9 protein-coding genes are annotated in these 12,233 nt (G+C 60.7%); 2 read left to right on the forward strand and 7 right to left on the reverse strand.

Annotated features, from left to right (window positions below):
- Positions 1 to 6: 6 nt before the first annotated feature.
- Positions 7 to 675, reverse strand: coding sequence for a histidine utilization repressor (gene hutC / locus KGB23_RS11250; RefSeq protein ID WP_236713266.1), 669 nt, complete (start codon positions 673 to 675; stop codon positions 7 to 9).
- A 200-nt stretch (positions 676 to 875) separates the two neighbouring features.
- Here hutC and KGB23_RS11255 point away from each other — a divergent pair, with 200 nt between their 5' ends.
- On the forward strand, positions 876 to 2,240 hold the full coding sequence (locus KGB23_RS11255; RefSeq protein WP_223431142.1) for a formimidoylglutamate deiminase: 1,365 nt from the start codon (positions 876 to 878) through the stop codon (positions 2,238 to 2,240).
- 118 nt (positions 2,241 to 2,358) lie between these two features.
- Here KGB23_RS11255 and KGB23_RS11260 read toward each other — a convergent pair whose 3' ends face one another.
- Together KGB23_RS11260 and KGB23_RS11265 are read right to left on the reverse strand one after the other, a co-directional pair.
- A complete protein-coding gene (locus KGB23_RS11260; protein ID WP_223431143.1) occupies positions 2,359 to 2,928 on the reverse strand; it encodes a lipocalin family protein in 570 nt (189 codons plus the stop codon).
- Positions 2,929 to 2,959: 31 nt separating this feature from the next.
- Positions 2,960 to 3,214 (reverse strand): lipoprotein, encoded by a 255-nt coding sequence (locus KGB23_RS11265; protein WP_033055306.1) that lies wholly within the window; start codon positions 3,212 to 3,214, stop codon positions 2,960 to 2,962.
- A gap of 283 nt (positions 3,215 to 3,497) precedes the next feature.
- Here KGB23_RS11265 and KGB23_RS11270 point away from each other — a divergent pair, with 283 nt between their 5' ends.
- Positions 3,498 to 5,390: a methyl-accepting chemotaxis protein gene (locus KGB23_RS11270; protein ID WP_150656760.1), complete on the forward strand. Its 1,893-nt coding sequence runs from the start codon at positions 3,498 to 3,500 to the stop codon at positions 5,388 to 5,390.
- A 32-nt stretch (positions 5,391 to 5,422) separates the two neighbouring features.
- On the opposite strand, the gene KGB23_RS11275 is transcribed toward KGB23_RS11270, so the two are convergent.
- The 4 genes from KGB23_RS11275 to KGB23_RS11290 all read right to left on the reverse strand — a co-directional run bounded on the left by KGB23_RS11275 (position 5,423) and on the right by KGB23_RS11290 (position 12,156).
- The gene (locus KGB23_RS11275; protein WP_223431144.1) at positions 5,423 to 6,025 is read right to left on the reverse strand and encodes a DUF924 family protein; all 603 of its coding nucleotides are present in this window, start codon (positions 6,023 to 6,025) and stop codon (positions 5,423 to 5,425) included.
- Positions 6,026 to 6,028: 3 nt separating this feature from the next.
- Entirely contained in the window at positions 6,029 to 7,039 is a 1,011-nt protein-coding gene (locus KGB23_RS11280) for a class 1 fructose-bisphosphatase (protein ID WP_150656762.1), read from the reverse strand.
- Between the two features lie 159 nt (positions 7,040 to 7,198).
- Positions 7,199 to 8,572 carry a DUF3999 domain-containing protein gene (locus tag KGB23_RS11285; protein WP_223431145.1) on the reverse strand — a complete coding sequence of 458 codons (1,374 nt, stop codon included), beginning with the start codon at positions 8,570 to 8,572 and terminating at the stop codon, positions 7,199 to 7,201.
- A complete protein-coding gene (locus KGB23_RS11290; RefSeq protein WP_223431146.1) occupies positions 8,569 to 12,156 on the reverse strand; it encodes a DUF2339 domain-containing protein in 3,588 nt (1,195 codons plus the stop codon). Before KGB23_RS11290 ends, KGB23_RS11285 begins: the two co-directional genes overlap by 4 nt.
- Positions 12,157 to 12,233: the final 77 nt, after the last annotated feature.

The following is a 12,233-nucleotide window of genomic DNA, read 5'->3' on the forward strand; positions in this document are numbered from 1 at the left end:
GGCTCTCTATTTATGGAACCGACCTTCCAGACGATGGCGGGAACCAGGATGGATCAGGCGAGCGGCAGTCACTGGCTGACGGCCGGACCAGGTGCGGCGACGAATCAGCAGGCACGGCTCGCCCTTTTCAATCTGCAGCAATTTGCACTCGCTGGCCTCGGCCAGAATCGCCTCGACCACATGTTCGCCTTCGGTCAGCGGCGCGACCTGGTTCAGGTAGGCGTATGGCGTTTGCAGGGTGAAGTCCTGCTTGAGGTAGTCCGGCGCCACCAGTGCGTTGACGAAACGGTCTTCGATTTGCACCGGGATATCATTTTCGAAATGCACGATCAGCGAGTGAAAGACTTTCTGGCCTTCGCGCATGTCCAGGGCAAGTGCGCGCTCGGAACCGGCAGCCTCTTCTTCGAGGGTGATGACCTTGCAGGTATGGCGATGGCCACGGGAGGCGATTTCGTCGGCGATGTTGTGCACTTCAAACAGCGCGGACTGACTTTTCGGCTCGGCGACAAAAGTGCCGACACCCTGCATGCGCACCAGCAGACCGTCGGCGGTCATCTCGCGCAGGGCGCGGTTGATGGTCATGCGACTAAAACCCAGCTGGTTGACCAGCTCGCTTTCCGACGGAACGCGGTAGTGCGGCGGCCAGTTTCCACTGTCGATTTGCTGGGTGATCATCTGTTTGACGCGGGCGTACAAGGGCGCCGGACTGTCGCCCAGATTGGCGCTCAGATTGGCATTCGGCGGCAATGTGGCAGACGGAGTTGGCACGGTTAATCCTTGTTCGTTTAGTAAAGGTTGCTAGCTTGCCGGAGTTTACCGAGCAGGCAAACGTCTGTATATGTATATACAAATAACACACGATGGGGTGCTGAACCATGTCCGCCTTCTTTGCCGAACGCGCGCTGCTGCCTAGTGGATGGGCCAACAATGTACGTCTTGAAGTCAGCGCCGATGGCGTGTTGACCCATATCCAGGCCGATTCCAACGCAGATGGCGCCGAATGGCTAAGCGGTCCGCTGCTGCCGGGTATGCCGAATTTACACTCCCACGCCTTCCAGCGGGCCATGGCCGGGCTGGCGGAAGTGGCGGGTAATCCGAATGACAGTTTCTGGACCTGGCGCGATTTGATGTATCGCCTCGTCGGAAAAATAAGTCCGGATCAACTCGGCGTCATCGCCCGTCAGCTGTACATCGAAATGCTCAAGGCCGGTTACACCTCGGTCGCGGAATTTCACTACGTACACCACGACACCAACGGCCAGCCTTACGCGGACCCGGCCGAACTGGCGCTACGCATCAGCCAGGCCGCCAGTTCCGCCGGGATCGGCCTGACTCTGCTGCCGGTGCTCTACAGCCATTCCGGTTTCGGCGGCCAGGCCCCGAACGAAGGCCAGCGCCGCTTTATCAACAGCACCGAAAACTACCTCAAGCTTCAGTCGCGCTTGCAGCCGATCCTGGCGCAGCAACCGGCGCAGTCGCTGGGTTTGTGTTTCCACTCGTTGCGCGCGGTAACACCGCAGCAAATCAGCGAAGTGCTGGCGGCCAGCGACAAGCAGTGCCCGGTGCACATTCACATTGCCGAACAGCAGAAGGAAGTCGACGACTGCCTGAGCTGGAGCGGCCGCCGTCCGCTGCAATGGCTGTACGAAAACACCGAGGTCGATCAGCGCTGGTGCCTGGTTCACGCCACCCACGCCAACCCGGAAGAAGTCACGCTGATGGCCAAGAGTCGCGCGATCGCCGGCTTGTGCCTGACGACCGAAGCCAATCTCGGCGACGGGATCTTCCCGGCGGTGGATTTCCTCGCTCAGGGCGGACGCATGGGCATCGGTTCCGACAGCCATGTGTCATTGAGCGTGGTGGAAGAGTTGCGTTGGCTGGAATACGGCCAGCGTCTGCGCGACCAACGCCGTAATCGTTTGTATGGCGCGGATCAGCCGATGGTTGGCCGCACGCTGTACGACGCGGCGCTGGATGGCGGGGCTCAGGCGCTGGGTCAGCCGATTGGTGCGCTGGAAGTTGGCAAACGTGCGGATTGGCTGGTGCTGGATGGCAACGATCCGTACCTGGCGACGGCCAGTGGCGACGGGATTCTCAATCGTTGGTTGTTTGCCGGTGGTGATCGTCAGGTGCGCGATGTACTGGTCAATGGTCAGTGGGTTGTGCGCGACGGGCGTCATGCGGGCGAAGAAGAAAGTAACCGCGCCTTCACACAAGTCCTGCGCGATCTCCTAGGCTGACGCAAAAAAATGTGGGAGCGGGCTTGCTCGCGAAGGCGGACTGTCAGTCAACATCTCTGTTGAATTTGATGACCCCTTCGCGAGCAAGCCCGCTCCCACATTGGTTATGCGCTAGACGTTAGTTAGAGGTCTTGGCCATCTGAGTATCGGTCGCGCGCCAGATCAGCCGCGTGGTGTCGTATCCCTGCTGACGTGCCTTGCTCAACAGTTCTTCACGCACTACGCCATTGACCGTCGGGGTCCGTGACAGCAGCCACAGATACTTGCGGCTCGAATCGCCAACAATGGCGGTCTTGTAGTCATCGCTGACGTACAGCACCCAGTACTCTCCCTTCGCCACACCCGGGATCAGCCGCGAAAACCAGGTATCGAACTCGACCCACAGCTTGTCGGTTTTGCCAGGCTCCTGTGGCCAGGCCACGCCTTTGGCCTCTTCCCATTGCCAGTCTGCCGTCAGGCAGCGATTGAGCACCAACACCTTGCCGTCAGGCTTGAGCGTGTAATGGGCTTCGGATTGCGCGCAATTGCGCTGGAAATACATCGGCAGACGAGCCAACTCGTACCAGGTCCCTTGGTACTTCTTGAGATTGACGCTATTGGCGGTTTTCGGCGCCAACGGATCTACGCCGGAAGTGGCGCAGCCGGCCAATACCAGGCCGGCTAAAAGGACTATCAGTAACCGCTTCATTATTTTTCTCCCGTGGGCGCATCGCCCCGGATTACTTCAGGCCTTGGCCAGAAAACATCAGCACTTTGTCACCGGCGTACTGCACGCTGATAAAGCTGTTCTTGTCGCCCCAAGTGCAACTGGACATGCCCAGCGCGCCCGAGCAATCGGCGGGTTTACCCAGTAAGGTTTCTACTTCGGCCTTGGGCATGCCTGACGACAGCTTCGAGTAGTTTTCCTGATTAATCTTGCTGCACGCGGCCAACAACACGCAGAACGAAAGCAGGGCGATAGAACGCAGCGACATGGTGTAGCTCCTGGGGCGAAGGGGAATGGCATGGCTGCCAAGCTGAAGCTTAGAAGAGAAAACCCTTGTCTGGTTCCCTGTCCGGCCGGCTATTTATCAGGCCGCTCGTCTGTCTTGTTTCGAAAAATCAGCAACTTTCTTTCGCTATTGAGTATTTCGTCGGTTTTCACAAAATCCGCCTAATCTTTGGCGCCGGTCAGTCGACATAAAAGCAGCGCAACGCCCACGACTGTGGCAAATTGACGCCCCTTTGTTGACCAGCCTCTCCGCGGTAGCTCATTTAATGACCAGAAACATGAAGTTCAGCCACAAGATCTTGTTGGCTGCCGCCCTCGTGGTGGCCGTTGCATTCGCTTGTTTCATCCTCTTCAACGACTATCGCCAGCGGCAAACCCTGCGCAGCAGTACCGAATCCTCGATGCAGGAACTCGGCAGCCTGACCACCAGCAACATCCAGACCTGGCTGGAAAGCCGCATTCAGTTGCTGCAATCGCTGTCTCAGCAGATCGCGGTGGACGGCAGCGCCCAGGCCAACCTCAAGCGCGCCATCGACCTGCCCGCCTACACCAGTAATTTTCAGCTGAGCTACTTCGGTGGCACCGACGGCGTGATGTTCTCGGTCCCGGCCGGCAATCGTGCCGCGGATTACGACCCCCGCGCCCGCGGCTGGTACAAGGCGGCCAACGGCGCGCAACAGACCATCGTCACCGAACCCTACATCGCCGCGTCGTCGGGCAAACTGGTGATCACCGTTGCCACCCCGGTGAAACATCAGAATCAAATGATCGGCGTCGCCGGCGCAGACATCGACTTGTCCAGCGTCAGCGCGATCATCAACTCGCTGAACTTCGGCGGCCACGGCCACGCGTTCATCGTCAGTGCCGACGGCAAGATCCTGATTCACCCGGACAGCAAACTGGTGCTCAAGAGCCTGACCGACGCCTACCCGAACGGCGCGCCGAAAGTCAGCCCGGGCATGAAAGAAGTCGAGATCGACGGCAAGACTCAATTCATCTCCTTTACCCACGTCAACGGTGTGCCCTCGGCAGACTGGTACGTGGCACTGGTGCTGGATCAGGACACCGCGTTCTCGATGCTCAGCGAATTTCGCACCTCGGCGATCATCGCCATGGTCATTGCCGTGGTGATCATCATCGCGCTGCTGGGCATGCTGATCAGCTTCTTGATGCAGCCGCTACTGACCATGGGCCGCGCCATGCATGACATCGCGGAAGGCGAAGGTGACCTGACCAAACGCCTGACCATCCACGGCCAGGACGAATTTGGTGCGCTGGGCACCTCGTTCAACCGTTTTGTGGAGCGTATTCATACGTCGATTCGCGAGGTGTCCTCGGCCACCGGCCAGGTCAACGAAGTCGCCTTGCGTGTGGTTGCTGCGTCGAATTCGTCGATGTTCAACTCCGACCAGCAAGCCTCGCGCACCAGCAGCGTCGCCGCCGCCATCAACGAGCTGGGCGCCGCCGCCCAGGAAATTGCTCAGAACGCCGCCCTCGCCTCTCAGCATTCGAGCGATGCTCGCGCATTGGCCGAAGACGGTCAGCAGGTCGTGGACAAAACCATCGCGGCGATGCAGCAGCTCTCGGCGAAGATCAGCGATTCGTGCGGCAACATCGAAACGCTCAACAGCAACACCGTGAACATCGGGCAGATTCTGGAAGTGATCACCAGCATCTCCCAGCAGACCAACCTGCTGGCACTCAACGCCGCCATCGAAGCGGCCCGTGCCGGTGAAGCCGGTCGCGGTTTTGCCGTGGTAGCGGACGAAGTGCGTAACCTCGCGCACCGTACTCAGGATTCGGCACAGCAAGTGCAGAAGATGATCGAGGAACTGCAAGTCGGCGCCCGGGAAGCCGTGATCACCATGACCGACAGCCAACGCCAAAGCGAAAGCAGCGTCGGCATCGCCAACCAGGCGGGCGAACGTCTGGGCAGCGTGACTCAGCGTATCGGTGAGATCGACGGGATGAACCAGTCGGTGGCTACTGCGACGGAAGAGCAGACGGCGGTGGTGGAGTCGATCAACGTCGACATCACCGAGATCAACACGCTGAACCAGGAAGGCGTGGAGAACCTGCAGGCGACGTTGCGCGCGTGTTCAGACCTTGAGCAGCAGGCGGCGCGGCTTAAACAGTTGGTTGGCAGCTTCCGGATCTAAAGCGCTTTTAAAGGCCTCATCGCGAGCAAGATTTAGAACCTTGAACCAGGTCCCGAAAGAAACTCCAACTCCTCAGCCGTAGACTCCCTTCCCAACACCGCATTGCGATGCGGAAACCGTCCAAACCGCGCAATCACTTTCTGATGCCGCTCGGCATAATCCAGGTTATCGGCAAACACCGCCCGATCAGCCTCAGGTTGCTGCGCCACCAGATCGATAAACCGCGAAACCGCCTCGTTCTGCACCGCCAGATTCTCGCAATGCTCAAACACCAGATAGATGAACACCCGCTGAATCGGCCGTAGTTGCCGATCGAAATCCGCAGCAATGCCTTGCGCTACCAGTGCCTGAGCCCTGAGATCGCCTGAAAAGGATTTGGGAGTGTCGCGATAGATCATGCGCGGAAGTTGATCGAGCAGCAGCACCAGGGCCAGCCAACCTTCGGGGCGTTGCGCCCACTCGGTCAATCCGCCGGCCAGTGCCTGCTCGACCCAGTCCCCGAAACGCGTGCGCGCTTCGAGGTCCTGGCTGTCGCGCTTGCCGAACCATAACTTGCCCTTGTCAGCCGATATTTCGTTGGGGAATTCGAGCGTTCCGAACCACCATTCGAGCAACGGCTGCCAGGGCGCGGTCATGGTTTATTCCTTGTGGTAAGCCGTGACGCGTGCGACTTCTTCTTTCGAGCCGAGGAACACCGCGACACGCTGGTGCAAGCCGTCAGGCTTGATGTCGAGAATGCGCTGATGGCCATCGGTGGAAGCGCCGCCAGCCTGTTCAACCAGGAACGACATCGGGTTGGCTTCGTACATCAGACGCAGCTTGCCCGGCTTGGACGGCTCGCGGCTGTCGCGTGGGTACATGAACAAGCCACCACGGGTCAGGATGCGGTGCACGTCCGCGACCATCGCGGCGACCCAGCGCATGTTGTAGTTCTTTTTCAGCGGGCCTTCGTCGCCAGCCAGCAATTCGCTGACGTAGCGTTGTACCGGAGCTTCCCAGTGACGCTGATTGGACGCGTTGATCGCGAATTCCTGAGTGGACTCCGGAATCTTGATGTCTTCATGGGTCAGCACGAAGCTGCCCATTTCGCGGTCCAGGGTGAAGCCTTTTACGCCGTCGCCCAAGGTCAGGATCAACATGGTCTGTGGACCGTAGATCGCGTAACCGGCAGCCACTTGCTCGGTGCCTGGCTGCAGGAAAGCCTTTTCGTTCAAGGGCTCGTTTTGGCTCAGGTATTCGTTCGGGCAACGCAGCACCGAGAAGATAGTACCGACCGGCGCGTTGATATCGATGTTCGACGAGCCGTCCAGTGGGTCGAATACCAGCAAGTACGCGCCTTTCGGGTATTTGCCCGGGATCTGGTAGGCGTTGTCCATTTCTTCGGACGCCATGCCGGCCAGGTGACCGCCCCATTCGTTGGCTTCGAGCAGGATCTCGTTGGAGATCACGTCGAGTTTCTTCTGCACTTCACCTTGGACGTTTTCAGTGCCCATGCTGCCCAGAACACCACCGAGGGCGCCTTTGGACACGGCGTGGTTGATCTCTTTGCAAGCACGCGCCACCACTTCGATCAGGAAACGCAGATCGGCAGGGGTGTTATTGCTACGGGTCTGCTCAATCAAATAGCGACTCAGGGTAACGCGGGACATGGAAGGCTCCGGTGGAATGGGGGGCTAAAAACCCGCGCAGTTTAACGCGAGTCGGGGCGCATTTCCTCCTATCAGACGTGTTACACCCAATAGAGTTCATGCGCCCGGTTGAGCGTAGTTCGAAACCGCCCGGATGTGCACCGGGCGTTGCTGCCAGTTTCAGGGCTTGACCGGCGGCTTGCGCAACAGATTGAACGCCATCGATGCCAGAAACAAAACACTGAGCAGCAGCACCGCCCACAACCCGAATTTCTTCCAGTTGGTGTCCGTCGGCGCAGCCGTTGTCACGGTCGACGCTGGCGTGGCCACCGCCCCGCCGTCCACCGTAGCCTTGCCCAATGTCGCCAACTTTGCAGCGCTGTAATCCGGAATCAACGTCGACAGCGGCAGGTTCGCCGCCTTCACCGTGGCACTGCCCAGCGCGAGCGTATAAGGCCCCGCTCCGCGCGCCAGGAACATCAATTGAATGGAGCGCACGGCGAACCGCACAGTCGGCGCCTCGGCCCCCAGACCGCCGCCGCGCTCGTCCACCGTCAGCTTCAACTGCTGAACGGTTTGCCCCGACAGCTGCAATTCGTTCTGCACCACGTCCTGGCCACTCTGGGTCAGGCGGTAGAGCAAACCGCTGCCCAGCGGCTGCCACGGCAGGCTGCTTTCCCGACGACCGGACAAGGTCACGGGCGCCAAACTGTTGGGCTGGCTCAACTCGACCTGCAAGCGTTCGACATTCAGCCCCATGGGTAATTGCCAAGTGTATTCACCGGCCTTTACGCTGCTGCCAGCCAGCGGTTGCGACCAGACAAGCGGTAGCGGCAGACTGCGGGTCTTGGCGCTTTGCAGTTGCGCCGAGGTCAACGTCGGTGCCGATTGCGGCGTGTTCCACAGCAAGCGCAGATAACGGGCCGACTGGCCCGGCAAGGCGACTTCATGTTGCTCGACCCGCTCGTCGGCAAACGTCAGGCGTGCCACCTGCCCTTCGCCCCATGACTGCCAATGCTGCAGGTCGTCGCTGGCCTCGATGGTGAAACGCTGGAAACCGTCGCGCTCACTGGTCCAGTCGAGGATCAACTGCTGCAACGGTGCTTTGATGCTACTGGCGTCGAGCAACCAGCCGCGCAGCATTTCTTCGCCCACCTCCAGCTGACTGGACGGTTGAACTTCGACCAGCGTGCCATTGGCGCTCGATTGCACCCGCACGCTCGGTGCGTGCTCGGTGGAATCCGCCGAGTTGTACAGCGGGAACCATTTCACGTCGGTCAGGGTACGGTTTTCGCTGGTCTGCGCCGGCGCGCGCGCCAAGGAATACGCCTGAGCCTCACCGGCGGCGTTGAACACGCGCACATCGCTGAGATCGGTTTGCCGAGCATTCAGTTGCACGCTCAACGGCAATTCGAGGCGATACCACGGACCTTCGCCGCTGACCGACAATGGCACCTGTGTGGTGAAGTCCGCCAATTTTTCCTGAGCACTGGCCGACAGCGCCACCCCCAGCGCAACGGCGCCCAACCAGACAAGGTTCAGCTTCTGACTCAAGACGACACTCCTTCGGTTTGCGGGGCCGGTTTTTCAGCCTCCGGCACAGCCTCGGCGCGCTTGGGCGGCAACGGGGCGAAATAGCCCACCACCAACAGCAACACGCCAACGCCGATAAACGAGACGATCCGGGCGAGTCCGCCGCGGTTGCTCAATTCGACAAAGAACAGTTTGGCCACCACTACACCGATCAGCGCCGCACCGATCAGCCAGACTTCTCGGCGATGACGCAGATGGCCGCCGATCATCAGACTCAGGGCCATCAAGGTCCAGACGATGGACAGACCGGCCTGCACCAGCATGGATTCGAGCAACGCATCCAGCTCGAACGGCACACCGCCCCAATGATGGGCCGTGCGCATCACCAGCGCCGTGAAGAACACAAACAACGAGGCGCCAGCGATCAGTTGCGTGGCGTATTCGGCATAGTCCTTGCGAATCGCCAGTTGCGCCACAGCGCTGCGGGACCACACGTAGACGCCGAACAGCGCAAACAGCAGACCCAACTCCAGCGGGTTGATCAGCGGCACGTAAGGCAACGGCTCGGCGGTGCCGTCGCTGACGACGTTAGCCAGCCAGAACCAGCCGAGCATCAGCAACGCCAGCGGTGCCGCCGCGTACACGCGGTATTCGCGCGAATAAGCCGACACCGGCCATGGCCAGGCACGGGGGCCCGCCATCAGTACCAGATACAGGCTCGGCAGTATCGCCCAACCCAACCAGCGCCAGGCGTTGTACTGCTCGGACAACAGCAACAGGCCGTAACGCAGCTCCAGGGCCAACACACCGATCAATAGCCAGCAGCCGAGCACGTGCGCGGTACTGAGGGCGCGCGTCGGCAACATCAGCGCCAGACGCCGCTGGGAGATGAAATGCACAACAAACACGGCCGCCCATACCAGCCAACCAACATTGGCCGCCGGGTGATAACGCGAGTGCCACGCAGCCAGCAACACCAAACCGGCAGCAGGCATCAGCAAGGTGCAGAGCAAGCCCAGCGACGACCATTTCAGGCGTAGCGCCAACACTGTCCACAACGCCACGCTCAGCGCCGCGACCGCCAGCAACAACGTCGCTTGTAGATTCAACGGTGCGAATCGCAGTACTTCACTGACCCACGCCAGCGCCCACCAAGCCGCGCCCCACACCAGCAGCACTTCGGACAAACGCTGCAAGCTCAGCACATCGAAGGCCGAAGCATGATTGCCGAACTGCAAGCGCCAGGCGCCAACCATCGCAGCCAGACCCAACACCAGCGGCGTCCAGAAACCGCTATGAGCCAGAGGCCTCAATCCTTCGCTCGCAAGCGGTCCGAGCAAATCAGGCCCGGCCATCAGGAACGCCGCGCCGCCAATGACCTGCAACAGCAGACCGAAAACAAAACTCACGCGCTGCTTCAGGTACAGGCTGAGCCAGATGATGAACAGACCGCTGGCCGCCCACACCGCGCTCGCCGTTTGCCAAGGCAGGACGAACAGCACCGCCAGATTGATCAACACCAGACCGGCCAGCAGTACCACCGACAAGCCACGCAGCAATCTCACGTCGCTTCGGACCATCTCATCGCGCGCCGCCAGCAACATGCCAGCGATCAGCGCCAGACCGATCAACGATGCGCTCAGCAGACCGCTCCAACCCGCACTGAACACGGCACCGGACTCACCGCTAGAACCTTGCAGCCGCAGCAGGAACAACGCACCGCCGAGCAACTGCACGGCGAACGCGGTGAACAGGAACGTGCGCGATTGCAGACGCAAGCCAACGAACAAGGTCGCCAACCCCGCCAGCGCCCAACTGATCGCCGTGCCGTCGGTGAAGAAAAACAACGGCGCCAGCAGATAGAGGGAGGTCAGTCCGAGGCAGGCCAATACCGGCAGCCCTTTGCGTTCCCAGTCCGACGTCTGCTCGGGCAAGGCTTTGCGCAACTGGTAAAAGCTGAACAACAACGCCACGCCGAGCATCAACGCGCCGAGCGGCGCACCGTCTAGCAGGCTGCTTTCACCGATCCGCAGTTCGCTGATAAACGCCAGCGCCGAACCCAATTGCAGCAGCAAGGCAAAGGCTCGGGCCAACGGTCGTTGCTGACGCAGGCCAAGCCAGAAGATGCCGGCGCCTTCAACGGCCCAAGCGGCGGCGGTCCAGCGCGCATCGAGCCCCAACGGAATTGCCAGGCTGGCGAAGATCACCCCCAGCGCCAGACAGGTTTCCGCCAACAGCAACGCTCGTCCGCCCATCAGCAGCCGCGCCAGGCCCATGTAAATCATGCCTAACGCCAACGCGCTGAAGGCTGCAGCGAATTCCATGTGCTGGACCAATGCGAACTGCAAGCCGAAACCCACTAATGGAGGACCGAACAGCATCGTGCCGTCGACGTAATCGCCCTTGTGCGCCGACCAGTGCAGCAGCGCTTCACGACTGTCGTCCTCGGGGGCGTCGCTCATTTCCAGCAACTTGCGTCGGGCGAACAGCAGACCAATGGCCAGGTACATCAGGAAGAACACAATCAGGAACGGCTCGGTGCTCCACAGCAGTTCCGGGGTATAGGAACGCAGGCCCCAGGCGAAACCGATGCCGAAGGTGCCGACGAAACCGATCAGGTTGAGCAGCCGCCAGGCCTTGAACCAGGCGATGGCGAGGATGCCGGCGTTGAGCAAGGCGAAGTAGCTGAACAGCGCGACATGGTTGCCGGCGCCGGTGGAGGTCAGGATCGGCGCGGCAAAACCGCCCAATGCTGCAGCGGCAGCCAGGCCCAAGGCATCCTGGGTGATGGCGAGGATCGCCGAGAACACCGTCACTGCAACCAGCAGACCTAATGCCGCCGTAGGATTGAGCAGCGGATGCAGGCGCATCGCGGCAAACACGGTCAGGTACAACACCGCGATCCCGGTGCCCTGCAACATCAACGCGTAATGGCTGTTGCGTGTTCTAAGCCACCAACCCAGGCCGAGCAGGCCCAACGCGGCCGCCGCAACACCGGCGTAACGCAACTCGATCGGCACCACCATGCCTTCGGTGGCGTAACGCAGCAGGAAGGCCAGACCGAGAAACAACAGCACCACACCGACCCGCAGCACGGTGTTGCCGCCGAACAGCCAGTTGCGGGCGCCACTGATGGCGCGGTCGATGAAGTTCGGGCCGCGCGGGATGGCGGGTTGTTGCGGCTCGCGGGCGACCGGTTCGGGTTTCCAGGCATCGACGGGCACTGGACGGCTCGTTTCGGCAGCGGCCGCGGTGATCGGTTCCAGTTCGGGAGGGAGTTCCCAGATCAGCTCCGGGGCCTCGGCAGGGATTTCGTCGAGAGTGAATTCAGGAGGTGCAGCAGCTTCGCTGGCAACTGGCTCACTGGTTTCCGGCGCCTTGACACCTGATACCTCCAGCAATGCCAGACGTTGCTCGACCGCATTCAGCGTCACCTGCGCCTGTTGAAGCAGCTGGCGCTGCTGGTCAGCTTGTGAACCCAAGCGGCCAATGCGAATGGCCTGGCCAATACCCAACCCGAGCAGCGCGCCCAGCAGCGCATCGCTGAACGACTCGTCGAGTACCCAGCCCAGCACCAGCCCAATCAGCATGAACATCCATTGCATGGTCGATATCCCTAAGCGCAGTGGCCAATCCGGCAAACTGACGCTCAGTATATCGGCCAGGCCCAACAACCGTCGGG

It is taken from the genome of Pseudomonas sp. GL-B-26 (assembly GCF_019947405.1).
Classification (GTDB): domain Bacteria; phylum Pseudomonadota; class Gammaproteobacteria; order Pseudomonadales; family Pseudomonadaceae; genus Aquipseudomonas.

Bases quoted from the DNA above. Each gene is read 5' to 3' on its own strand.
- hutC (WP_236713266.1), bottom strand. From the start codon at position 675: ATGATCACCCAGCAAATCGACAGTGGAAACTGGCCGCCGCACTACCGC.
- KGB23_RS11255 (WP_223431142.1), top strand. From the start codon at position 876: ATGTCCGCCTTCTTTGCCGAACGCGCGCTGCTGCCTAGTGGATGGGCC.
- KGB23_RS11260 (WP_223431143.1), bottom strand. From the start codon at position 2,928: ATGAAGCGGTTACTGATAGTCCTTTTAGCCGGCCTGGTATTGGCCGGC.
- KGB23_RS11265 (WP_033055306.1), bottom strand. From the start codon at position 3,214: ATGTCGCTGCGTTCTATCGCCCTGCTTTCGTTCTGCGTGTTGTTGGCC.
- KGB23_RS11270 (WP_150656760.1), top strand. From the start codon at position 3,498: ATGACCAGAAACATGAAGTTCAGCCACAAGATCTTGTTGGCTGCCGCC.
- KGB23_RS11275 (WP_223431144.1), bottom strand. From the start codon at position 6,025: ATGACCGCGCCCTGGCAGCCGTTGCTCGAATGGTGGTTCGGAACGCTC.
- KGB23_RS11280 (WP_150656762.1), bottom strand. From the start codon at position 7,039: ATGTCCCGCGTTACCCTGAGTCGCTATTTGATTGAGCAGACCCGTAGC.
- KGB23_RS11290 (WP_223431146.1), bottom strand. From the start codon at position 12,156: ATGCAATGGATGTTCATGCTGATTGGGCTGGTGCTGGGCTGGGTACTC.